This window comes from Paraburkholderia sp. SIMBA_054, from assembly GCF_046534875.1.
Classification (GTDB): domain Bacteria; phylum Pseudomonadota; class Gammaproteobacteria; order Burkholderiales; family Burkholderiaceae; genus Paraburkholderia; species Paraburkholderia hospita.
The window spans coordinates 1-21,160 of the sequence record NZ_JAWRXV010000011.1 but is presented as its reverse complement, the minus strand read 5'-3'; the positions used below and the strand labels follow the sequence as shown (position 1 = coordinate 21,160).

The following is a 21,160-nucleotide window of genomic DNA, read 5'->3' as shown; positions in this document are numbered from 1 at the left end:
GGAGCGCGCCATGTTCTCAGGACTTCGGGATGATGTGGTCAACGCCGGGCGATATCTCGGGCAGGCCATGAGGTTGATGGTCGGGATGCCCGACTATGAGACTTATGTCGCGCATATGGGTGCTACGCATCCGGATCGCCCTGTTATGAGTTATGAGGAGTTTTTTCGGGAGCGGCAGGCGGCCAGGTATGCCGGTGGCGCGGGGAAGTGTTGTTAGAAGGGTTGGTTTCTTGTCTGCGACGCTGTTGGGATGCGTGCTGTTGCGATGGGTTCTGTGCAGCGGCTTCGCAGCGCGGGCGGTTTGGTTTTTTGCCTTTGCGATGGCACCCGCGAGGAGGTGGTTGCTGCGCACGCGGTTTGGTTTTTTTGCCTTTGCGCTGGCATCCGCGTATTGCCTTCGTGCTTCAAGCGTCGCCCCTGTGCGGGGCGGCACCTACTTTTCTTTGCCGCCGCAAAGAAAAGTAGGCAAAAGAAAGCGGCTCACACCGCTAATTCTTCTCCCTGCCTGAGGGCCCCCAACCGGTCCCTCACTTCACACGGCAACCTGCTTGTTCCGCGTTCGTTGCCAGCGCTCTTGCAGTACGCCTCACCCGCTTCACGCACCCGCGATCCAGCATGCCGTGCCAGATGTTCCACGGCCGCCCAGGTGGCAAACCGTGTGTAGGCCGTAGTGCCTCACGCGCCTCACTTCGGACCGATAGCGCATGCGTGCCACCATGTAAGAGCGCCAGGCTATACGACGCGACAACCTACACACAGTTTGCCACCTGGGCGGCACATACCATTCGCTGCCGCCTGCCCGAGTACGGGTATTCGAAGCGGGTGAGGCGTTCATTCGAAGCGTTGGCAACGAGCATCAACCAGGACGCTGCCGTGTGATGCGTAAGACCGGTTGGGGGCCCTCAGGCAAGGACAAGTGCTGGCGGTGTTAGCCGCTTTCTTTTGCCTACTTTTCTTTGCGGCGGCAAAGAAAAGTAGGTGCCGCCCCGCACAGGGGCGACGCTTGAAGTACGAAGGCATAGCGCGGATGCCAGCAAAAAGGCAAAACAACCAAACCGCGTGCGCAGCAAACACCGCCTCACGGATGCCAGCACAAAGCCCCCGAAAACCAAACCGCCGCGCCGCGAAAGCGCAACAGCGAACGCCAGTGCGAGCAAAAGCAAAAGCAAAAAAACCACCCAGCGTCGCAGACAAAAACCAAACCAAACCTACACAACAGCCTTCGCACTCCGCCCACGCCGCGCCGTCCCCGACGACAAAGTCCTGACCAGCTCCACATACTCCTGCTCAAGAAACGGCTCCGCATGCTCAAGCAAAAACCGCCTGAACATCACACAAGTCGGCGACAACTGCTTAGAAGCGAGATGCACGATCTGCCACGTGCGCTCAACGGGCGTCCCATTCACATCAAGCAGCGCAATCTCCCCCGTCCGCAATTCGAGCCCAAGCGTATGCAACGAGATAAGGCTCACCCCCATCCCGGCCATCACAGCCTGCTTGATAGTCTCATTACTCCCAAGCGTCACACACCGCGAAGGTGTAAAAAGATGCTGCCGAAACGTATGCTCGGCCACAGCCCGCGTCCCCGACCCAGGCTCACGCAACAGAAACGTATCCCCCGCCAGTTCCTGTAAATCAAACCGCCGCGCATCGCGCAAAGGATGCGTAACCGGCGCAATGATCACATGCGGATGATAAGCAAGCGGCTCAGCTGTCGTGCCCAACTCAGGCGGCGGCCTACCCATAATCGCGAGATCCGTCGCATTGTCCTGCAAGAGCCGCAACAACGTCTCGCGATTGCCAACCGAAAAGTGCACATCCACCTTCGGATACTGCTTCGAATACTGCGCGAGCAACTTCGGCGCGAAGTAAGTCGCCGAACTCACGATGCTGACCGTGATCGACCCGCTATCGGCTTGCGCGAGCGAAATCATCGTGTCTTCGGCATCCTTGATCTCGCCGAGAATACGGCTCGCATGATGCGACAGACGCTCGCCCGCTTCCGTCAGACTGAGGCGCCGCGCGATCCGCTCGAACAGCGGCATGCCGATCGCTTCCTCCAGCTGGCGAATCTGCATCGATACGGCCGGCTGCGTCAGATGCAGTTCTTCCGCCGCGCGCGCGAAACTCGGCAAACGGCTCGCGATTACGAAGATCTGCAGTTGCCTGAGCGTCAGCGAGCGGATCAGGTTCATGTGGCAATTTCCATGGGCGTGGCACTGGCCGGCAGGCGCGCGCCGCCACGCACCTACATCGACAAGATTCAGCGGCTCGCGCGCGGTCCGGCAGGTGGCGCCGCCGGTGACGTCGGCGTGCCGTGCGCGGGCGGCGACAGCTTGCGCAGCGAGCCTTCGTAGCTCAACGACTCCGTCTTCAACGGATGGGCGAAATCGTCGTTGTCGCCAGGCACGTCGGTGCGCAGCAACGACACGCCGCCAGGCACGCCGTCGGCGAGCACGAACGTGTAGCGCTTGCTCGTGAACTTCGGAAAGCGCTGCGCGTTCGGATCGTGCAGATACGGCTGGATCACGATCTTGCGCGCCTTCACGGGCTTGCCGTCGACCTGTATGGTCGCGTCAGTGATAGCCGGCGACGCCGCGAGCGCAAGCCGCAAGCGCTGCTGGAAGTAGCGCCGCTGGCCGCCCGTCGCCTGCTCCATCCCGGCGATATCGCGCTCGAGAAAATACAGGATCACAGGGTTGCACGGCAGATTGTCCGGCAACGGCACCTTGCCGCTCGCATCGCTGACCGTGACGTCGCTATTCGCGTTGCCCGCGCTCGCGACGAGTACACGGACCCTATCCGTCTGCTTCTCAGGCGGCGCGGAAACGACGAGCGAATAGTCGAGCTCCGTCTGCGACGCGACGCCCTGCAAATGCGGCGTGAGAAACAGCAACTTCTCGGCGGGTGCAATAGGCGCCGTCGCGCCAGTCGCTCCGCTAGCAGCATCGGCTGCGCGCGCCGCCTGCGGCGAGGTCATCCACAACACGAGCGCCGCCATCGCGGCCGCGCCACGCATCGCAAACGCACGCCCGCCAACGCGTGCGTTCGCTCCCAAAGCGCCCGTCATTTCGGCGCATCCGACGCAACCGGCGCGCTCGCCAACGGCAAGAGCGGCACTTCATAGCTGACGAGAATCTTGTCGATCGTGTCCTGATGGGTGGCGATCCACTGGTCGATCTTGTCGTGCCACGCCTTCTCGCCGTAACGCACGCCCATCGAGATTTCATAGTCGAAACGGATGCCCGCCTGCGGCGGGAACGGCACGAGCTTCACGCGATCGCTCGCCTGCTTCGCGAAGTAGCCCGCAATCGGTCCCCAGACGAACACGACGTCGACATTGCCCTGCGCCAGATCGTGCTGGATCATCTCGCCTGGAAACGCATTCGGGTCGCCGCTTTGCGCGCGATACGACACGGCCTGGTCGATCAGGTTGTTATTCAGCAGCCAGTCGACAGCGGGTGTCTGCGAGAAAATGCCGAGCTTCAACTTTTTCAGTTGATCGGGCGGCAACTTCAACAGATCAGTAGGCGTATTGATGTTCGCGAACTCGGGGCGCTTGATGAACACCATCGCGTATGTGGAATGCAGCCACGGCCGCGTGGTCGACGTCATGTCGTAACCATGCGGCACGCCGATGATCAAATCGCATTTGAACTGATCGCTGTTGTCCGCCTTGTCGCGCAACGTGTGACGCACGAAGCCCATGCGCTGAGGGAAGTACGTGTATTCGAGCTTGTAGCCGAAATCTTTAGCCATTGCGGCCGCGATCTTGTTCTCGAAGCCCTCGCCCTTGTCGTTCGACAATGGCATGTTGTTCGGATCGGCGCACACGCGCAGAACGTTGTCCGCGCCGTCGTTGTTCGGCAGATTCGGCGCGGGTGCGCCTTGCGCGTAGGCGGATGGCGCTCCGACGCAGGCCCAGCACAGCGCCAGCATCGCACAGACGGCATGGACGGCGGAACTTCTGCGATCGGTCATCGAGGTCTCCCGGGTTGGCGTCATGCGATGGGCGGCGCGATGCGATGCATTGCATCGCGGCACGTCACGGGCAATCGCACGACTTTATCGTCACTTCGCATCGATCGCCTGCAGATCGCCCGGTTTGATCGAGCCGTCGGAGCGGCCTTTCAGGTAGGCGAAGAGGTTCTCCCAGTTCTTCTGCATCATCTGACTCGAACTGAAATCGGGCATGCCCTTGTCGACACGTCCGCCGAACACCGTACGATGAAACTCGTTCTTGTCGAGCGTCTTGAACGCATCGATCAGCGACGGACCGACGAGGCCCTCCTGCTTCGCGCCGTGGCAGCGTTCGCAGGCGAGCGCGCGCCAGGTTTTCCATCCCAGCAGCGTATCACTGTCGACCTTGTTGCCGTCGACCACTTTGTAAGCAACCTTCTGGGCCTGGGGGGGCGCGTCCGACGACTGTCCCCAGCTATTGGTCATGACAACAGGTAAAGCGCTCAACGCCAGTAACGCACCTGCAAGCGACAGCACAACACGGCCTTTCATGCGTTCGTCTCCCTATCATTTCGATTGAAGCTGCTTTTCAGGCATAACCGGGCAGCCGCGCGGCACATCGCATCTGCAACGCGCCGCGGGCGCCACTTGTTCGGAGCCGAAGACCGCGTACGGGCGTCTCCGGCTACGTCACTGCTGCTGCGAAACTACGACTGCGAGACTGCTGCAACGCTTCAGACCGTATCAGCCGTTCCCGCCGGGAATGGCGAAGATGAACAGCGTGCCGCCGAGCGCGGTGTACTTCGCCAGCTCGCGGTAGCCGCCCACGGCGCCCAGGCCTTCCGTCGACTTCTGCAGGCCGGCTGCCATGCCGATGCCCGCCCAGCCGCCGATACCCGAATACACCCCGACGAACTGCTTGCCCTGATACTCATACGTGAACACGTTGCCGATGATCCCCGACGGCGTCTTGAACTTCCACAGTTCCTTGCCGTCCTTGATCCGCACTGCCTTGATGTAGCCTTCCAGCGTGCCGTAGAAGGCGATGCCGCCTGCCGTCGCCAGCGCGCCCGACCACACCGAGAAACGCTCCGGCTTCGACCAGACGATCTTGCCCTTCGCCGCATCCCACGCGATGAAGTTACCCATCGCGCCCTTCTCGTTCGGACCGGGAAACATCGAGAGCGTCGCGCCCACATACGGCTGGCCGGACACGTAGTCGACATCGAACGGCTCGTAGTCCATACAGACGTGGTTGGTCGGCACGAGGAACAGGTTCGACGAAGGATCGAACGCGGCCGGTTGCTGGTCCTTCGAACCCAACGCCGCCGGGCAGATGCCCTTCACGTTGTGATCGGGACCGGCTTTCTGCGTCGAATACGAGGCGTTGCGAATCGGCAGGCCGCTCTTCAGATCGACGCTATCCGCCCAGTTCACGGCCGGGTCGTACTTCTGCGCGACCAGCAGCTCGCCCGTCTCGCGGTTCAGCGTATAGCCGAAGCCGTTGCGGTCGAAGTGGACGATGGCGGGCGTCTTCTTGCCGTTGATCGAAATGTCGGAGAGGATCATTTCGTTGACGCCGTCATAGTCCCATTCGTCGTGCGGCGTCATCTGATAAACCCACTTCGCTTTGCCCGTATTCAGGTCGCGCGCGAAGATCGACATCGACCACTTGTTGTCGCCGGGACGCTGCGTCGGGTTCCACGTGCCCGGATTGCCCGTGCCGTAGTAGACAAGGTTCAGCTTTGGATCCCACGCATACCAGCCCCACGTGGTGCCGCCGCCGAGCTTCCACTGATCGCCCTTCCAGCTCTTGATCGACGAATCCGCGCCGACGGGTTGCATCTTGCCGTCGACCCACGTCATCGTCTGTTGCGCATCGAGCAGCATCTCGTTGTCGGGCCCGGTGCTATAGGCCTTCCACGCTTCCTTGCCCGTCTTCATGTCGTACGCGATCAGACGGCCGCGCACGCCGAACTCGCCGCCGGAGATGCCCGTCAGCACCTTGTCGCCGAATACGTGCGGCGCGTTGGTGTTGGTTTCACCCGCTTTCGGATCGCCGTTCTGCGCGGTCCAGACCACTTCGCCTGTCTTCGCGTTGAGCGCGACGAGCTTGGTGTCGGCCTGTTGCAGGAAGATCTTGCCGTCGCCGTATGCGAGCCCGCGGTTCACGGTATCGCAGCACATCACGGAGATCACCGACGCGTCCTGCTTCGGCTCGTATTGCCAGATGAAGGTCTGGTCCTTCAGGTTGATTGCGATGACCTTATTGGGGAACGGCGAGTGGATATACATCGTGTCGCCGATCACGAGAGGCGAACCTTCGTGACCGCGCAGCACGCCCGTCGACATCGTCCAGGCGACCTGCAGTTTGCCGACATTACTTTCGTTGATCTGCTTGAGCGGGCTGTACCGGTGATTGGAATAATCACCTGCCTGCGCCGCCCAGTTAGATGGGTTCTTGATTAGCGAGTCCAGCTGCGGATCGGCATAAGCCAGGAACGAGTTCAGCGCCGTCGCAACCAACACCGCCAGTCCGAGAACCAGGGTGCGTACGTTCATGTCTCCTCCAGATTGGGTGATACTGGTTGAAACCGTCCAGTTACCGATGACACGCTACCGGGTCGCTCCCAGCCGCGCCGCTGGATGCAGGTAACGTCTTTGCTGCGCCGGATCCATTGCCCAGCCCATGCGTATGACGGCGGTTCGCATATTCCATGCCGGTCGCTACAACACGCACTGATACGCCGCTGCACGCCGTCGCGGCGTCAACATGTTCCGCTTCGCCGCCTGCGGCGGGACATTCTGTGTCAGATACGCAAACCAACAGGCGGCGCCCGAGGCCCCATACATAGGCAAGCGGCGGCAATCGGGCTTTGCAAAGCGCACAGGGGCGCTAAGCTCTTCATATGAGCAACCATCCCGACACCAGCGGAGGTCCGTCATGGCACAAAGCGAACAGGTGTATTCCGACGAGGAAATCCAGAAGAAGCTCGAAGGCCCATTGCAGCACTGGTATCTCGAAGACGGCTGGCTGCGGCGCAAGTACCGCACGGAAGGCTGGAAAGGCACGCTGATGGTGGTCAACACCGTCGGCCATCTTGCCGAAGCAGCGTGGCATCACCCGGATCTGACGGTGTCGTATGCATTCGTCGTCGTGAAGCTGAAGACGCATTCCGCCAAGGGCATCACCGACAAGGACTTCACGCTCGCGCGGAAGATCGAAGAGGTGATCGGGTGGCAGCCGGGCAAGGAAGGCGGCCCGCTCGAAGGCACGCCCGCCGACGATCAGCGCTTCCGCTATATCAAGTACGACGCGCCGAAGAGCTGACGACGTTCGCGCGAAGACGCGCGGGCTGGATCACGGGCTGATCGCACGGCGGTCGCGCGGATCGCACGAATCGCGCGCCGTGTCGCGCGTGGTACGGCTCTTGCCTGACTCCGGAACCGCGCCGCTGCGGCGGTTCCGCGCCGTTTTATTGCGCCGCCCCACGCCCATACGACTCGACAAGGAAGCTCTCGCATGCGGATGTCATCCGAACGCACGTCGACACTGCCTGCCATCTCGGCGATCACCGTTGAAGCGCCCGGCCGGCTGCACATGGGCTTTCTCGATCCCGGCGGATCGCTTGGACGTGCGTTCGGCAGCGTCGGCGTCGTCATAGAAGGATGCGGCACGCGCGTCACCGCGCGGCCCGCCGACGACGCGCAGATCGAAGGCGCCACCACCGACGCGCAACGCGAGCGCATCGAGCGCTATCTCGCGCTGCTGCACGACGCCTATGGCGGGCCGCCCGTTTCCGTCGAAGTGGAACAGGCGGCGCGCGCGCATTGCGGCATCGGCTCGGGCACGCAGCTCGCGCTCGCGGTCGGCACCGCGTACGCGCGGCTGGTCGGCATCGCGGCAACGACGGCGGAACTCGCGCAACGGCTTGGACGCGGCGCGCGCTCCGGCATCGGCGTGCTCGGTTTCGATCATGGCGGGTTGCTCGTCGACGGCGGGCCGGGCCGCATGACAGCGGGCGTGGCAACGCGCGCCGCCTTGCCGCCGCTGCTCGCGCGCCAGCCGTTTCCCGACGACTGGCGCATCGTGCTGATCGACGACACCACGCGCGAAGGCCTGCACGGCGACGACGAAAAGCGCGGCCTCGCCGCGCTGCCGCCCTTCCCGCAGACACTCGCCGCGCACGTCTGCCATCAACTGCTGATGCGCGTGCTGCCCGGCATGGCGCAAGGCGACTTCGACGCGTTCGCCGCCGGCGTCAGCGAAGTTCAACAGTCGATCGGCGAATACTTCGCGCCCGTGCAAGGCGGCATCTATTCCAGCCCCGCCGTCGCGGCGGCCTTGCAGGCCATCGCGGCGAACCAGACAGCGGGCGTCGGGCAAAGCTCGTGGGGCCCGACGGGCTTCGCGTTCGTGCAGAGCTCGCGCCATGCCGACGACGCGCTCGCGGCAGCCCGCGCGGCGACGCGCGAATTCCCCGGCATCGTGTGCTCGGTGACGCGCGGCCGCAATTGCGGCGCGCGCTTTTATGCCGTCCAGCAGCCGCGCTTCGGCATCGACGCGCAATGAGCCGGATGCCCGCAATCTCCCGACCGATCGAATGCCTGCGCGCCCATCAAGGGTCGCGCAAGCCCCGCTTTTGACTACGAAAGAGCCGACTCCATGTCACAAACCACTGAAAGGCCCTACATCCTGCACATGTTCACGCCGACGCCGCAGATGAGCCCGTTCGACGTCAACATGGCCGCCGACGCCGGTTATCAGATCGTCGTGCCGTATTGCGATGTCGATGTGCGCAACGTCGTGCAACTGACCCAGGACGCGATCTTTTCGCGCGGCCCGAAAGGCGTGTCGCGCACGGGTATCTTTATCGGTGGACGCGATGTGATGCTCGCCGCCGATATGCTCGACCGCGCGCGCGAGGCAATGGTGCCGCCGTTCGAAGTCTCCGTGTTCGCCGACCCGAGCGGCGCGTACACGACGTCAGGGGCGCTCGTCGCGCTGGTCGAATGTCATCTGAAGGTGCAGCACGGCGAAGAACTGAAGGACAAGCACGTGTTGATACTCGGCGGCACGGGCGCCGTGGGCCGCGTCACGGCCGCCATCGCGGCGACGCTCGGCGCGCATGTGACCATCGCGAGCCATTCCGACGCCGCGCGCGCCGAGCGCGCGAGCCGTGACGTCGACGAACGGTTCGGCATAAAGACGTCGGGCGTCGGCACGGGCACGCCGCAGACGCTGCACGCCGCGCTCACGCACGCGGACATCGTGTTCGCGACGGCAGCCGCGGGCGTCCAGGTGATGAGCGCCGCCGATCTCGCGCAGGCGCCGCGCCTGCTGATCGCCGCCGACGTCAACGCCGTGCCGCCCGAGGGCATCGCCGGCGTCAACGTGATGGACGACGGCAAGCCGCTCGGTGGCGCCGTGCGGCCCGATGCAATCGGCATCGGCGCACTGGCGATCGGTAACGTGAAGTATCAGGTCGAACATCGCCTGTTCACGCGGATGCGCACGGCGGGCAAGCCTGCGTATTTCGGCTTCACGGAAGCGTTCGACGAAGCGCGCGCGGTCGTCGCCGAACGCAGCTAGCGCACGAACGCACAAACGAAGCGAGGCGACGCGATGCCTTTCAGCGCAGCCCCTTCCACATCCGCGCCGTTCGTCGCAGTGGCGGGCCTGTCGGCGCGCATGCTCGCGCAATCCGCCGCGCATGCCGGTTATCAGGTGGCCGCGCTCGACCTGTTCGGCGACCGCGACACGCGCCGCTACGCGAAGCTGTGGCTCGATACGGGCGGCAGCGGATTATCGATCGATCGGGACAAGCTGCAGGCCGCGCTCGAACGCGTCGTGCGGCTGCCCAAGCTGATCGGTTACGTGGTTGGCAGCGGGATCGAGCCGCACATCGGCTGGCTGCAACAGACGGCGAGACTGCCGCGCCTGATCGGCAACGACGCCGACGCGACGGCGGCCGTGCGCGATCCGAGGCGCTTTTTCTCATTGCTCGATGAACTGCTCATCGCGCATCCCGAGGTTACTTTCGAGCGGCCCGAACGGCCGGAAGGCTGGCTGCACAAAGCCGCCGATGGCTGCGGCGGCACGCATATCCGTCCAGCGGAGAGCGCCGATACACGCGACGGCTACTTTCAGCGCGTGAACGAAGGACTGCCAATGTCGGCGCTCTTTCTCGCGGCGCGGCGTGAAGCTTTCGTGGTCGGCTACGCAGAGCAGCTTTGCGTGACGAGCGGCACGCTGCCGTATGTGCACGCGGGTTCGCTCGGTCCCGTCGATCTGCCTGCGGGCATCGCACAGCAGATCGATTCCGCCGTGCGCTCGATAGCCGCGCGCGCGAATCTGAGCGGAATCAACAGCCTGGATTTTCTGCTCGACGGCGATGCGATCCGCGTGCTCGAAGTCAACGCGCGGCCGTCGTCGACGATGGCGCTGTATGAGCGCGCGTGGCGCGACGCGTGGCCGCGTGGATTGCTCGCCGCGCATATCGACGCGTGCCTGCATGGCCGTCTGCCGCCTGAGCGCGCGGGCGCGCCGCAATGCCGCGTCGCACAACAGGTCGTGTTCGCGCCCGCCGCCTTCACGGTGACGCGCCGCTTCAGCGATGCGCTGTTCGTCGATCCTGTCTGTCACGACATTCCGAACCCGGGCACGCGCATCGAAGCCGGCCAGCCCGTCTGCACGGTGCTCGTGACGTGCCGGATGTCGGGTGGGCGCACCGCCCTGCAACGCGAGCTGCAACACCAGACACAACGACTTTTGCAACGCATCGAAACCAGCCCCGAACCTTGCCATGAACTCGTCGACTCACACGGCTGACCATAACGGCAACGCGCCGCCGCCCATCGCCCGCGACGCGCCCAGCGTCAACGCGCTCGCCGCGCCGCTCGTCGCGCAACTGCTCGCGGATGCCACGCGGCTGCGTATCGCGTCGTCGCGTCACGCGTTCGGACCGACGATCGTCGACGCGGGCATCGCGACGCCCGGCTGCGTCGAGGCGGGCGTGATGATCGCGCGCATCTGCATGGGTGGCCTCGGCCGCATCGAGACGCGCATCAGCGCCGAGCAGGAGCCGCTCTGGCCCGCGATGATCGAAGTGCATACGGCGTCGCCCGTGCTCGCCTGCCTCGGCAGCCAGTACGCGGGCTGGAGTCTTTCCGCGAGCAAGGAACAGAACAACGGCAAGAAGTTCTTTTCGCTCGGCTCGGGACCGGCGCGCGCGCTGGCCGGCAAGGAGACGCTGTTCGACGAGCTAGGCTACCGCGACGCGCACGACGCTGGCGTGCTGGTGATGGAAGTCGGCCAGCCGCCGCCGCAAGCGGTGCTCGAAAAGATCGTCGGCGACTGCGGCCTCGCGCCCGAGAAGCTGACCGTGATCGTCACGCCGACGCAGTCTGTCGCCGGGACGGTGCAGATCGTCGCGCGCGTGGTCGAGGTCGCGCTGCACAAGGCGCATGTGCTCGGCGTGCCGCTCGGCGAAATCGTTGAAGCGAGCGGCACGGCGCCGCTGCCGCCGCCCGCGCCCGATGGCCTCGCCGCGATGGGCCGCACCAACGACGCGATCCTCTACGGCGGTCGCGTGCATCTGACGGTGACGCGCGACGCCGTTGCGCGGCGGCTGGCGGCCGAGTTGCCGTCGTCGAATTCGCGCGACTACGGGCGGCCGTTCGCCGAAATTTTCGCGTCGTTCAATCACGACTTTTATCAGATCGACGCGTCGCTGTTTGCGCCCGCCGAGGTGTGGGTCAGCAGCCTCGAAAGCGGCGCGACCTATCGCGGCGGCCGGCTCGACGGCGCGCTGCTGCATGCTCTCTGGCAAGGCGACGCGTTTACTGCAAGTGATGAACCGGCGGCGGCCGAGCCAGGCACGCCGGGCATCACCAGTCCGGGGGCGCCATGAGCGACGTATCGGCGGCAAGCGGCCTGCGCGTCGCGATCATGACCGACGAAACCGGCTGGCACACGGGACGCCTCAAGAAAGCGTTCCGCGCGCGCGGCGTCGATGCGCGCTGCGTCGATCTCGCTACATGCCGCATCGACACGTCGTGGTCGCCGTTTGGCCTCGCCATCCCTGGCTTCGCGCGCGATCTGCCCGACGCCGTGTTCGTGCGCGGCATCGCGGGCGGCACGTTCGAGCAGGTCACGCTGCGCCTCGGCATCCTGCACGCGCTGCGCGAGTGCGGTGTGCCCGTCTACAACGACGCGCGTGCTATCGAGCGCAGCGTCGACAAATCGATGACGAGCTTCCTGCTGCATCGCTCGGGCGTGCCGACGCCGCCCGCGTGGGCGACGGAATCGGCGGCCTTCGCACAACGCGTGCTGATGCGCGAGACGGCGGCCGCGCGCCGGGTCGTGATCAAGCCGCTGTTCGGCTCGCAGGGCAAGGGCTTGCGGCGGCTCGGCGCGAACGCGTCGAATGGCGCATTGACGCCGCTGCCGCCGCTGCGCAGCTATCGCGAGGTCGCGTATCTGCAGCGTTTCGTCGGCAGTGCGCGCGCGCGGCCTGGAGCGTATGACTGGCGCGTGCTCGTGATCGGCTCCCGCGCGGTTGCTGCGATGCGGCGAACGGGCGGGCTCGGCTGGATACACAACGTCGCGCGCGGCGCACGCTGCGAACCGGCCGAACTGGATCCGACGCTCGCGAGCCTCGCCGAACGGGCGACGGCCGCGCTCGGGCTCGATTACGCGGGCGTCGACCTGATCCCCGATCTGTCGATGCCGGGCGAAACAGGCGCGCCGCTCGTGCTCGAAGTGAACGGCGTCGCGGCGTGGCGTGGGCTGCAATCGGTGACGACCGTCGATATCGCCGCGGCGCTGGTCGATGATCTGCTCGACCGCAAGCTCGCGGCGAGCCGTACATCGACGCTGCTGCAGCCCGCCGTGCCGCTCCATGGGCGCTAGCGATCTCCTCTCTCGCGCGCCCGACGCGTTCCTGCGCGCGTGCCGGCTCGACGTCGAAACGGCGAAGCCGGGCAATGTCAGCATCGCGAGCGCGGGACACGGGATGCAGGCCGCGCAGTTCATCGACAGCGCGGAGGCCGCCGCGCCTGCGCTGTTCGCGCGCGGCGCGCGCGTCGGCACGCGCATTCTCGATGCCGTGACGCGCACGCAGCGGGTCGCCGGATGCAATACGAATCTCGGCATCGTGTTGCTGGTCGCGCCGCTTGCCGCCGCGCTAGAACCCTTGAGCGACACCGCACCGCTCGACGCCGCGCGCTGGCAAGCATCCGTCGAAAACGTGCTGTCGCGTCTCGACGTGGACGATGCGTGCGCCGCTTATCGTGCGATCGCGCTCGCCAATCCCGGTGGACTGGGCGACGCGCCGGAGCAATCGGTGCATGCGCCGCCCACCGTCGATCTGCGCGAAGCAATGTCGCTGGCCGCAGAACGCGACAGCATCGCGCGTCAATACGCGAACGGCTTCGCGGACATCTTCGGCTTGGGCCTCGGCGCGATCGCGCAATCGCACTGCAGCACGCCGACCGCTATCACGCTCGATGTCTTTCTCACCTTCCTCGGCGCGTGGCCCGATTCGCACATACTGCGCAAGCATGGCGTGGCCGTGGCGCAAAGTGTCACGCGCGAGGCGCGCGAACGCCACGCGCAATGGCTCGGTGCGGACACTCCCGCGCACGCCGCGCAGCTCGATGCATGGGACGCCGAACTGAAGGCGCAAGGCGTCAACCCTGGCACGAGCGCCGATCTGAGCGTCGCGACGCTGTTTGTCGCCGCCCTGCTCGACCCTCAGCGCTTCACTTGCGACACCGTCTGAGTGCATCGCGAGATCAATTGGCATGGTTCCTGTTACACGGAAACGCGGTGCGTCCCCCTCAAACAACGCGCGGTTGGTCGCCACGCGTCGCGAGTTCGTCACACGTCGACAGACCCAATTCACTGGAGGAACAGCATGGCCAAGATCAACCGCGTAATGGTAGGCGAGTCGCTTATCGGCGAGGGCAACGAAGTCGCCCACATCGATCTGATCATCGGACCGCGAGGCTCAGCAGCCGAATCGGCTTTCTGCCACGCTCTCACCAACAACAAGGACGGCTTCACGTCGCTGCTCGCCGTCGTTGCGCCGAATCTGCTGACCAAGCCCAACACCGTGCTGTTCAACAAGGTGACCATCAAAGGCGCAAAGCAGGCCGTGCAGATGTTCGGCCCGGCGCAGCACGCGGTAGCGCTTGCCGTCGCGGATTGCGTCGAAGACGGCACGATTCCGAAGGACGAAGCCGACGACCTGTTCATCTGCGTCGGCGTCTTCATCCACTGGGAAGCCGACGACGACAAGAAGATCCAGGAGTTCAACTACAAGGCAACACGCGAGGCACTCCAGCGCGCGGTAGCGGGCGAGCCGAACGCCGCTGAAGTCGTAGCGAAGAAGGCAACGGCTGCGCACCCGTTTGCGCCGAACTAGGCGCAGCTTATGCATGGCACGCAGTGTCGCGCGCGCAACGCGCGGCGGGCCGCAAAGGTCTGCCGCGCGTTGCGCCGCGCGTGTTTAACCGATGGATGCAGAACCCTACGCTAAAGGCTTCCACATGACCTCACGTTGTCGCGCGCGCCTCGCTGTCGCGGCGTTCGCGTGCGTTGCAGTGCTTCCGCTTGCCGCGCTGGCGGCCGATCCCGCGGGCGACAAGGCCCCCGCCAGCGGCTACGACTACCCGACACAAGGCCGCGTCGAATACGTGCTCGGCTGCATGGACGACAACGGTCACGATTTCGCCAATGTCTACAAGTGCTCGTGCGTAATCGACAAGATTGCGGCCGCCCTACCGTATGACGATTACGTCGAGCAGATGACGTTCGCGAAGTACGCGACACTCGGCGGCGAAGGCGGTAATGAATTCCGCGTCGACCGGGCGCGCGCGCAAACCAAGAAATATCGCGCATTGCAGCAAGAGGCGTATCAGGCGTGCGGGCTCGCGAAGGCCACGCCGTCCGCGGCGAAGTAAAGCCTGCCAACTAAGCCCGCGAACGCGCTGACGTGCCCGTCTCAGGCCGACGGGCATGCGAGATACACGCGCGTCTCACGCAAAGCGCTCGCGCTGCCGCTCGATGATCACGCCAACCGCGGCGACGTCGTCGAACTTTGCGGGTTTGCACAACTTGACGCGCACCCACTGAGCGCCGAACCTGTCGACCAACAATCGGGCAATCTGCTCGGCCAGCGCTTCGAGCAGCTGCACCTTATGTGTCGCGAGCAGCGTGTGCAGCTCGGCGCGCACGGCCGCGTAATTGATCGTGTCGTCGATCCGGTCCGTCTCGCAGGCGCGCAGGGTCGGCACGCCGATTGCGAGATCAAGTTGCACGGGCTGGGGCTCGTGCAGTTCGCCGGCGTCGATGCCGATCACCGTCTGCGCGACGAAGCCCTCGATGTACACGATATCGAGCGCGGCGGCATGCTGCGGCTGCTCCACCGGCTCCCGCGTGGGCCGCGCGCTCGACGGCAGCACGACAGTAAAATGGATGGGACTGCTTCCTGGGTTGAAACGGTCCATGTAGGGGCTCCACATTGGGGCGCGCGAGCAGCGCATCGGTTTTGGCGGCAATCTGACGAAGCGAAGCAAAAAGCAGGCGCACTCGCACACACTCGTACGACTATTTATTGATGTATCGCGACACGAGTTGTACAGTGTTTGCTGAGTGCCCTGGAACAGATTCAAACGACATATCAGCAGTTCTGCCACGCGCGCGCGAGACGCGCGGCACATCGGGTAGCACACGGGGAAACACTTACATACAGCGCAGGCCGGGCCCATCGGCAACTGGATGGACACGAGCCCGAACGCATCGGAGACGCCCCTAATGTCATCGCTCGTTGACATCGATTCGCATGTCCGGGATGTACTGAACATCGTCAACAACCAGCCCGCATCGTGTTCGATGAGCCATTCCGTCGCGCAATCGTGGACGCGCTGTCTTGTCGAGTTCGGTCTGGACCCTGGACGTTTCGTGCTGCCGCCCGTGCTGACGCAGCACGAACTGAACTTGCGGCGCGAGGCGGCGGGCGATCTGATCGCCTGCTCGAAGCTGGAAATGACCACGCTCTACCAGCAACTCGCCGACCCCGAACTCGCGGTGATACTCGTCGATGCAAACGGTGTGATCGTTCATCAGGTTTCGTCGGTACCGTTCGGCGAGGCCGTCGCCGCCGACGGTCTGCGACCCGGCGCCGTGTGGAGCGAGCGCGAAGCGGGCACGAACGGCATGGGCACCTGCCTGACGGAGCGCGAATGTCTCGCGATCTATCAGCATGAGCATTTCTATCCGCGCTATATGTCCCTCACCTGCTCGGCCGCGCCGATCTTCGACGAACGCGGCGCGATTGTCGGCGTGCTCGACGTGACGAGCCGCTCGCGGATGCTGCAGCAGCATTCGCTCGTGCTCGTCGGCATGTCGCGGCAGATGATCGAGAACCGGCTGATCGACTCGCGCTACCGGCGCGCCAATACCGTCCACTTCCATAGCCGCCCCGAATTCGTCGGCACGCTGCACGCAGGCAAGCTCGCTGTCGACGACGACGGCATCGTGCTCGCCGCCAATCGCAGCGCCTTGTTCCAGCTCGATCTGCGCTCGCCCGACCAGTTGTGCGGCAAGCGTATCGAAGAAGCGTTCAGCGCGACGCTCGAAGACATGATCGCGCGCAGCATTCGCGGCTCTTTCCACCCGATCACCGTGTACAGCGCGCACGCCAGCAACCGCTTCTTCGTGATCGCGCAGACGCCGCGCGACGCGACGTCGTTCGGCAACGCGAACCAGGTGGCAACGAGCGCGCGCGGACAGTGGAGCGACGTATCGATCAACCGCGTTTCGCGCGCCAAAAGCCCGCGCGAAACGCGCGACGCGAAGCCCGCGGCGGCCGGGCTCGACAAGCTCTCGCATCTGGAATTCGGCGATCCGCGCATGGCCGCGCAGAGCCAGTTGGCCGCGCGCGTGATCCAGCGGAAAATCCCCATCATCCTCAGAGGCCAGACGGGCACGGGCAAGGAAGTGTTCGCCAACGCGCTGCATAGCATCAGTCCGAACGCGACCGGCGCGTTCGTCGCGGTGAACTGCGCGTCGCTGCCGGAGACGCTGATCGAAAGCGAGCTGTTCGGTTATCGCGCCGGTGCGTTCACAGGTGCGCAACGTGAAGGACGGCGCGGCAAGATCGTGCAGGCGAACAACGGCACGCTGTTCCTCGATGAAATCGGCGACATGCCGATGGCCTTGCAGGCGCGGCTGCTGCGCGTGATCGAAGAACGCGAGGTCACGCCGCTTGGCGCCGAAACCACGATCAAGGTCGATTTCCAGCTGATCAGCGCGAGCCACCGCAACCTGCTCGATCTCGTGCAGCGCGGCCTGTTCCGCGAAGACCTGTACTACCGGCTCAACGGCATCGAGATCAACCTGCCGCCGCTATGTGAGCGCGCCGATCTGCTGCCGCTCGTCCAGCACATCCTCGAAAGCGAAGCCGAAGATCCGCCCGAACTCAGCGCCGAAGCGCGGCAGGCACTCGCGAACTACGCGTGGCCCGGCAACATCCGCCAGTTGCGGCACGTGCTGCAGATGGCCATCGCGCTGTGTGACGGACCGGAAATACGCTGCGTGCATTTGCCGGCGGAAATCGTCGATGAGACGCGTAGCGCGGGCGGCGCGCCCGCCCGCGCTTCGGCGGCGGGACCGCTGGCGCAGCAGGCAAACGGAGCGGCAACACCGTTCGACGACGAGGCTGATTTATCGGCGCTCAACGCGATCCAGGTCAAGGAGCGCGAAACGGTGCTCGCGATGCTCGACGAACATCGCTGGAACGTAAGCAACGTCGCGAAGACGCTCGGCATCAGCCGCAACACCTTGTACCGTAAGATGCACAGACTGCACATCCGGCTGTCGCACGACGCCGCGCAGGCTTCCGTCGACGACGCGTGCGGCAAGTGACTCACACATGAATCGTAGATGACCTACGCATGAGCGCACCGACGCCCGCCCGCCGCCCTGGCGTTTTTCGCCCCGACGCGCGCTTCGCGTGGTGCATCACGGGCTCGGGACACATGCTGGAAGAATCGATCGACATCGCGCTCGCGCTGCCGGGCGCCGATCTGTTTCTGTCCGCCGCCGGCGAAGAAGTTTTGCCGCTTTACGGCTGGCCCGTGCCGAAGCTGCGCGAGCATTTTCGCGTGGTGCGCGACAACAGCGCGAGCAGCGTGCCCGTCGGCATGCTGTACGAGGGCCTTTATCACACTGTCGTGATTGCGCCTGCGACCAGCAACACGGTTGCCAAATGCGCGTTCGGCATCTCCGACACACTGCCGACCAACCTTTATGCGCAGGCGGGCAAGCAATGCGTGCCCGGCATCGTTTTCGCGTGCGACACCGAGCCGAGCGTCATCACGCAGAGCCCGCACGAATGGGTCGAAGTGCGTCCGCGCGCGATCGAACTGGAGAATGTCGAGCGGCTTGCGCGCATCGAATACACGACCGTCGCGCGCTCGCTCGACGAACTGCGCGCGGCATTGAGCGAACGGCTATCGAACCTCGGGCTCGCATGGAACACATCGTCTTCCTGACTGGCAGGCTCGCCGAGAAAAGCGTCGTGCAGGTGCTGGAGGGCATGACGAACGCGCCGTTCACGTGGGAAGTGCGCGAGATCGGCTTGCAGGTTGCCGCGTTGATGACGGCCGATATGATCCGCCGGCGGGTGACGTTGCCGCTGCGCGCGGATCGGATGATCGTGCCGGGGCGCTGTCGCGGTGATCTTGCTGCGTTGAGCGAGCATTTCGGCTTGCCCGTCGAGCGTGGGCCAGAGGAAGCGAAGGACTTGCCACTGCATTTCGGGCAGGCCGCGCGGAAGTTCGATCTGTCGCGGTACTCGACGGAGATTTTTGCTGAGATCGTCGATGCGCCGCGACTCGATCTCGAGGGTATCGCTGCGCGGGCTAAGCATTATGCGGAGCAAGGTGCGGATGTGATTGACGTGGGCTGTCTGCCTGATACGCCGTTTCCGCATCTCGAGGATGCTGTGCGGATGCTGAAGGACGGCGGTTATCGCGTGAGCGTCGATTCGATGGTAACGGATGAACTTCTGCGCGGCGGGCGCGCGGGGGCCGATTATCTGATGAGTCTCAACGTGGACACGTTGTGGGTCGCTGATGAAGTACCGTCGACGCCGGTCGTGGTTGCGCGCGAGCCGCACGATATGGCTTCTTTGCATCAGGCGATTGATGTGCTCGTTGCGCGTGGGAAGCCGTTTCTGGCTGATCCTATTCTTGATCCGATTCCTTTCGGCTTTGCTGCTTCCATCGCGCGGTATGTCGCGTTGCGGGAGCGGTATCCTGATGTTGCCATCATGCTTGGTGTTGGGAATCTTACTGAGCTGACGGAAGCTGATACTAGCGGTATCAATGCGGTGCTGCTTGGTATTGCTGCTGAGTTGCGCGTCTCTGCCGTGTTGACCACTTCCGTTAGCCTGCACGCGCGGCGTGCCGTGCGTGAGGCCGACGTCGCGCGGCGTGTCATGCATGCGGCTTTTGAGGCGCAGGTGCTGCCTAAAGGGATTGATTCTGATCTGTCTGCGTTGCATTCCAAGCGGCCTTTTCCTTACGACGCCGATGAGATCGCTGCGTTTGCCGAACAGGTGCGAGATCCGAATTTTCGTGTTCAGGTCACCATGGATGGGATTCATGTTTATAACCGTGATATGCATGTGGTTGAAGTTGATCCCTTTGCGTTGTACCCGTATCTGAAGCTCGAGAATGATGGCGGGCATGCGTTTTATATGGGCGTGCAGGCGGCACGGGCTGAGATCGCCTGGCGATTGGGCAAACGGTTTGATCAGGATCAGGTTCTGGATTGGGGGTGTCAGGTTGAGCGTAGCGCTGAAGACCTGGAGGTCTGGTGTGCCCCTGGCACGACGAAGGTGAAACGTTCGAAATAGCGGTTTGGTTTTGGTTTGGTTTTGGTTTGTCAGACTTTGCGCTGGCATCCGCGAGACGGAGTTTGCTGCGCAAGCGGTTTGGTTGTTTTGCCTTGGCGCAGGCATCCGCGTTTTGTTAGCGTGCTTCACGCGTCGCCCCTGTGCGGGGCGGCACCTACTTTTCTTTGCCGCCGCAAAGAAAAGTAGGCAAAAGAAAGCGGCTAACACCGCCAATCCTTGTCCTTGCCTGAGGGCCCCCAAAGGGTCTTACGCTTCACACCGCAATCACGTGACCCATGTTCGTTGCCAACGCTCTTGCGGTACGCCTCACCCGCTTTGCGCGCCCGCGTCGCCGCACGCCGTGCCAGATAGTCCACCGCCGCCCAGGTGGCAAACTGTGTGTAGGCCGTAGTACTGCACACGCCTTACTTCGGACCGATAGCGCATGCGTTCCACCCTATAAGAGCGCTACCCTGTACGACGCGACGGCCTACACACAGTTTGCCACCTGGGCGGCGCAAACCATTCGCTGCCGTTAGCCCGTGCGCGGGTGTTTGAAGCGGGTGAGGCATTCATTCGAAGCGTTGGCAACGAGCACCAACCAGGGCACTGCCGTGTGAAGCGTGGGGACGTTGAGGGCCCGTGGACAAGAACACGGGCTGGCGGTGTTAGCCGCTTTCTTTTGCCTACTTTTCTTTGCGGCGGCAAAGAAAAGTAGGTGCCGCCCCGCACAGGGGCGACGCCTGAAGCACGAAGGCATAGCGCGGATGCCAGCGCAGAGGCAAAAAAACCAAACCCAAACCCAAAGCCAGTTCACGCACGTGACTTCCTATCCCTTAACTGCAAGATCATAGGCGTAAAAATCAACTGCATAGCAAGCCCCATCTTGCCGCCAGGCACAACAATAACGTTAGGCCGAGACATAAAAGAGTCATGCAACATAGTGAGCAGATAAGGAAAATCAATGCCCTTCGGCTTAGAGAACCGAATCACTACAAAACTCTCATCAGGCTGCGGAATCTCCCGAGCAGTAAAAGGATTAGAAGTATCAACAGTGGGAACACGTTGAAAATTGACATGCGTACGCGAAAATTGCGGACAGATAAAATTCACATAATCCGGCATCCGCCGCAAAATCGTATCCACCACAGCCTCATGCGAATAACCGCGCAGCGTCTGGTCACGATGCAGCTTTTGAATCCACTCCAGATTTATGGCTATTTCAAAAGTGGAGTGGCTAATGCGGCTCACGAGGCATGTGGATTGAAGCCCGAGAAGTCGAGCTTGCCTGC

The 21,160-nt window shown here is 63.7% G+C and carries 19 protein-coding genes and 1 pseudogene; 13 read left to right on the top strand and 7 right to left on the bottom strand.

From position 1 onward, the window contains the following. Positions 1 to 10: 10 nt before the first annotated feature. Entirely contained in the window at positions 11 to 217 is a 207-nt protein-coding gene (locus SB822_RS15370) for a YbdD/YjiX family protein (protein WP_007744355.1), read from the top strand. A gap of 991 nt (positions 218 to 1,208) precedes the next feature. Here SB822_RS15370 and SB822_RS15365 read toward each other — a convergent pair. The 5 genes from SB822_RS15365 to SB822_RS15345 all read right to left on the bottom strand — a co-directional run bounded on the left by SB822_RS15365 (position 1,209) and on the right by SB822_RS15345 (position 6,522). Next, a complete protein-coding gene (locus tag SB822_RS15365; RefSeq protein ID WP_007576978.1) occupies positions 1,209 to 2,195 on the bottom strand; it encodes a LysR family transcriptional regulator in 987 nt (328 codons plus the stop codon). A 68-nt stretch (positions 2,196 to 2,263) separates the two neighbouring features. Beyond that, on the bottom strand, positions 2,264 to 3,070 hold the full coding sequence (locus SB822_RS15360; protein WP_410855093.1) for a hypothetical protein: 807 nt from the start codon (positions 3,068 to 3,070) through the stop codon (positions 2,264 to 2,266). Continuing rightward, the gene (locus SB822_RS15355) at positions 3,067 to 3,981 is read right to left on the bottom strand and encodes a substrate-binding domain-containing protein (protein ID WP_007576974.1); all 915 of its coding nucleotides are present in this window, start codon (positions 3,979 to 3,981) and stop codon (positions 3,067 to 3,069) included. Before SB822_RS15355 ends, SB822_RS15360 begins: the two co-directional genes overlap by 4 nt. Positions 3,982 to 4,071: 90 nt before the next feature. Then, positions 4,072 to 4,512, bottom strand: a complete 441-nt coding sequence (locus SB822_RS15350) for a c-type cytochrome (protein WP_007576973.1) — start codon at positions 4,510 to 4,512, stop codon at positions 4,072 to 4,074. 192 nt (positions 4,513 to 4,704) lie between these two features. Then, complete coding sequence (locus SB822_RS15345) at positions 4,705 to 6,522, bottom strand: methanol/ethanol family PQQ-dependent dehydrogenase (RefSeq protein WP_079492895.1); 1,818 nt, start codon at positions 6,520 to 6,522, stop codon at positions 4,705 to 4,707. Positions 6,523 to 6,904: 382 nt separating this feature from the next. Between SB822_RS15345 and SB822_RS15340 the strand changes: the two genes are divergently transcribed. The 9 genes from SB822_RS15340 (at position 6,905) to SB822_RS15300 (ending at position 14,928) form a co-directional block, all read left to right on the top strand. Continuing rightward, complete coding sequence (locus SB822_RS15340) at positions 6,905 to 7,291, top strand: 4a-hydroxytetrahydrobiopterin dehydratase (RefSeq protein ID WP_007576969.1); 387 nt, start codon at positions 6,905 to 6,907, stop codon at positions 7,289 to 7,291. A gap of 192 nt (positions 7,292 to 7,483) precedes the next feature. Beyond that, entirely contained in the window at positions 7,484 to 8,533 is a 1,050-nt protein-coding gene (locus tag SB822_RS15335; protein WP_410855092.1) for a beta-ribofuranosylaminobenzene 5'-phosphate synthase family protein, read from the top strand. Between the two features lie 93 nt (positions 8,534 to 8,626). Continuing rightward, positions 8,627 to 9,553 carry an NAD(P)-dependent methylenetetrahydromethanopterin dehydrogenase gene (locus tag SB822_RS15330; RefSeq protein ID WP_079502979.1) on the top strand — a complete coding sequence of 309 codons (927 nt, stop codon included), beginning with the start codon at positions 8,627 to 8,629 and terminating at the stop codon, positions 9,551 to 9,553. Between the two features lie 33 nt (positions 9,554 to 9,586). Then, complete coding sequence (locus SB822_RS15325) at positions 9,587 to 10,792, top strand: ATP-grasp domain-containing protein (RefSeq protein WP_410855091.1); 1,206 nt, start codon at positions 9,587 to 9,589, stop codon at positions 10,790 to 10,792. Beyond that, positions 10,767 to 11,873, top strand: coding sequence for a methenyltetrahydromethanopterin cyclohydrolase (gene mch / locus SB822_RS15320; RefSeq protein WP_410855090.1), 1,107 nt, complete (start codon positions 10,767 to 10,769; stop codon positions 11,871 to 11,873). The genes SB822_RS15325 and mch overlap by 26 nt, the downstream gene beginning before the upstream one ends. Further along, on the top strand, positions 11,870 to 12,874 hold the full coding sequence (locus SB822_RS15315) for a RimK family alpha-L-glutamate ligase (protein ID WP_410855089.1): 1,005 nt from the start codon (positions 11,870 to 11,872) through the stop codon (positions 12,872 to 12,874). Before mch ends, SB822_RS15315 begins: the two co-directional genes overlap by 4 nt. Further along, a complete protein-coding gene (locus tag SB822_RS15310) occupies positions 12,864 to 13,745 on the top strand; it encodes a triphosphoribosyl-dephospho-CoA synthase (RefSeq protein ID WP_410855088.1) in 882 nt (293 codons plus the stop codon). The genes SB822_RS15315 and SB822_RS15310 overlap by 11 nt, the downstream gene beginning before the upstream one ends. 135 nt (positions 13,746 to 13,880) lie before the next feature. Then, the gene (gene fae, locus SB822_RS15305; protein ID WP_007576954.1) at positions 13,881 to 14,390 is read left to right on the top strand and encodes a formaldehyde-activating enzyme; all 510 of its coding nucleotides are present in this window, start codon (positions 13,881 to 13,883) and stop codon (positions 14,388 to 14,390) included. A 124-nt stretch (positions 14,391 to 14,514) separates the two neighbouring features. After that, entirely contained in the window at positions 14,515 to 14,928 is a 414-nt protein-coding gene (locus tag SB822_RS15300; protein WP_007576951.1) for a hypothetical protein, read from the top strand. Positions 14,929 to 15,003: 75 nt separating this feature from the next. On the opposite strand, the gene SB822_RS15295 is transcribed toward SB822_RS15300, so the two are convergent. After that, positions 15,004 to 15,474, bottom strand: coding sequence for a dihydroneopterin aldolase (locus SB822_RS15295; protein ID WP_410855087.1), 471 nt, complete (start codon positions 15,472 to 15,474; stop codon positions 15,004 to 15,006). A 307-nt stretch (positions 15,475 to 15,781) separates the two neighbouring features. Here SB822_RS15295 and SB822_RS15290 point away from each other — a divergent pair, with 307 nt between their 5' ends. The 3 genes from SB822_RS15290 to SB822_RS15280 are packed head-to-tail and all read left to right on the top strand — an operon-like array spanning position 15,782 to position 19,889. Beyond that, positions 15,782 to 17,893: a sigma-54-dependent Fis family transcriptional regulator gene (locus SB822_RS15290; RefSeq protein WP_410855086.1), complete on the top strand. Its 2,112-nt coding sequence runs from the start codon at positions 15,782 to 15,784 to the stop codon at positions 17,891 to 17,893. A gap of 29 nt (positions 17,894 to 17,922) precedes the next feature. After that, a complete protein-coding gene (locus tag SB822_RS15285) occupies positions 17,923 to 18,522 on the top strand; it encodes a flavoprotein (RefSeq protein ID WP_007742204.1) in 600 nt (199 codons plus the stop codon). Further along, the gene (locus SB822_RS15280; protein ID WP_410855085.1) at positions 18,501 to 19,889 is read left to right on the top strand and encodes a DUF6513 domain-containing protein; all 1,389 of its coding nucleotides are present in this window, start codon (positions 18,501 to 18,503) and stop codon (positions 19,887 to 19,889) included. Before SB822_RS15285 ends, SB822_RS15280 begins: the two co-directional genes overlap by 22 nt. A 792-nt stretch (positions 19,890 to 20,681) precedes the next feature. On the opposite strand, the pseudogene SB822_RS15275 reads toward SB822_RS15280, so the two are convergent. Next, positions 20,682 to 21,160 (bottom strand): annotated as a pseudogene (locus SB822_RS15275) (hypothetical protein); the annotation flags it as partial.

Excerpts from the sequence above, each read along its gene's own strand:
- SB822_RS15280 (WP_410855085.1), top strand. The coding sequence starts at position 18,501 with ATGGAACACATCGTCTTCCTGACTGGCAGGCTCGCCGAGAAAAGCGTC.
- SB822_RS15355 (WP_007576974.1), bottom strand. The coding sequence starts at position 3,981 with ATGACCGATCGCAGAAGTTCCGCCGTCCATGCCGTCTGTGCGATGCTG.
- SB822_RS15330 (WP_079502979.1), top strand. The coding sequence starts at position 8,627 with ATGTCACAAACCACTGAAAGGCCCTACATCCTGCACATGTTCACGCCG.
- SB822_RS15340 (WP_007576969.1), top strand. The coding sequence starts at position 6,905 with ATGGCACAAAGCGAACAGGTGTATTCCGACGAGGAAATCCAGAAGAAG.
- SB822_RS15315 (WP_410855089.1), top strand. The coding sequence starts at position 11,870 with ATGAGCGACGTATCGGCGGCAAGCGGCCTGCGCGTCGCGATCATGACC.
- SB822_RS15345 (WP_079492895.1), bottom strand. The coding sequence starts at position 6,522 with ATGAACGTACGCACCCTGGTTCTCGGACTGGCGGTGTTGGTTGCGACG.
- SB822_RS15300 (WP_007576951.1), top strand. The coding sequence starts at position 14,515 with ATGACCTCACGTTGTCGCGCGCGCCTCGCTGTCGCGGCGTTCGCGTGC.
- SB822_RS15310 (WP_410855088.1), top strand. The coding sequence starts at position 12,864 with ATGGGCGCTAGCGATCTCCTCTCTCGCGCGCCCGACGCGTTCCTGCGC.
- SB822_RS15335 (WP_410855092.1), top strand. The coding sequence starts at position 7,484 with ATGCGGATGTCATCCGAACGCACGTCGACACTGCCTGCCATCTCGGCG.
- SB822_RS15295 (WP_410855087.1), bottom strand. The coding sequence starts at position 15,474 with ATGGACCGTTTCAACCCAGGAAGCAGTCCCATCCATTTTACTGTCGTG.
- SB822_RS15360 (WP_410855093.1), bottom strand. The coding sequence starts at position 3,070 with ATGACGGGCGCTTTGGGAGCGAACGCACGCGTTGGCGGGCGTGCGTTT.
- mch (WP_410855090.1), top strand. The coding sequence starts at position 10,767 with ATGAACTCGTCGACTCACACGGCTGACCATAACGGCAACGCGCCGCCG.
- SB822_RS15350 (WP_007576973.1), bottom strand. The coding sequence starts at position 4,512 with ATGAAAGGCCGTGTTGTGCTGTCGCTTGCAGGTGCGTTACTGGCGTTG.
- SB822_RS15285 (WP_007742204.1), top strand. The coding sequence starts at position 17,923 with ATGAGCGCACCGACGCCCGCCCGCCGCCCTGGCGTTTTTCGCCCCGAC.
- SB822_RS15325 (WP_410855091.1), top strand. The coding sequence starts at position 9,587 with ATGCCTTTCAGCGCAGCCCCTTCCACATCCGCGCCGTTCGTCGCAGTG.
- SB822_RS15370 (WP_007744355.1), top strand. The coding sequence starts at position 11 with ATGTTCTCAGGACTTCGGGATGATGTGGTCAACGCCGGGCGATATCTC.
- SB822_RS15290 (WP_410855086.1), top strand. The coding sequence starts at position 15,782 with ATGTCATCGCTCGTTGACATCGATTCGCATGTCCGGGATGTACTGAAC.
- fae (WP_007576954.1), top strand. The coding sequence starts at position 13,881 with ATGGCCAAGATCAACCGCGTAATGGTAGGCGAGTCGCTTATCGGCGAG.
- SB822_RS15365 (WP_007576978.1), bottom strand. The coding sequence starts at position 2,195 with ATGAACCTGATCCGCTCGCTGACGCTCAGGCAACTGCAGATCTTCGTA.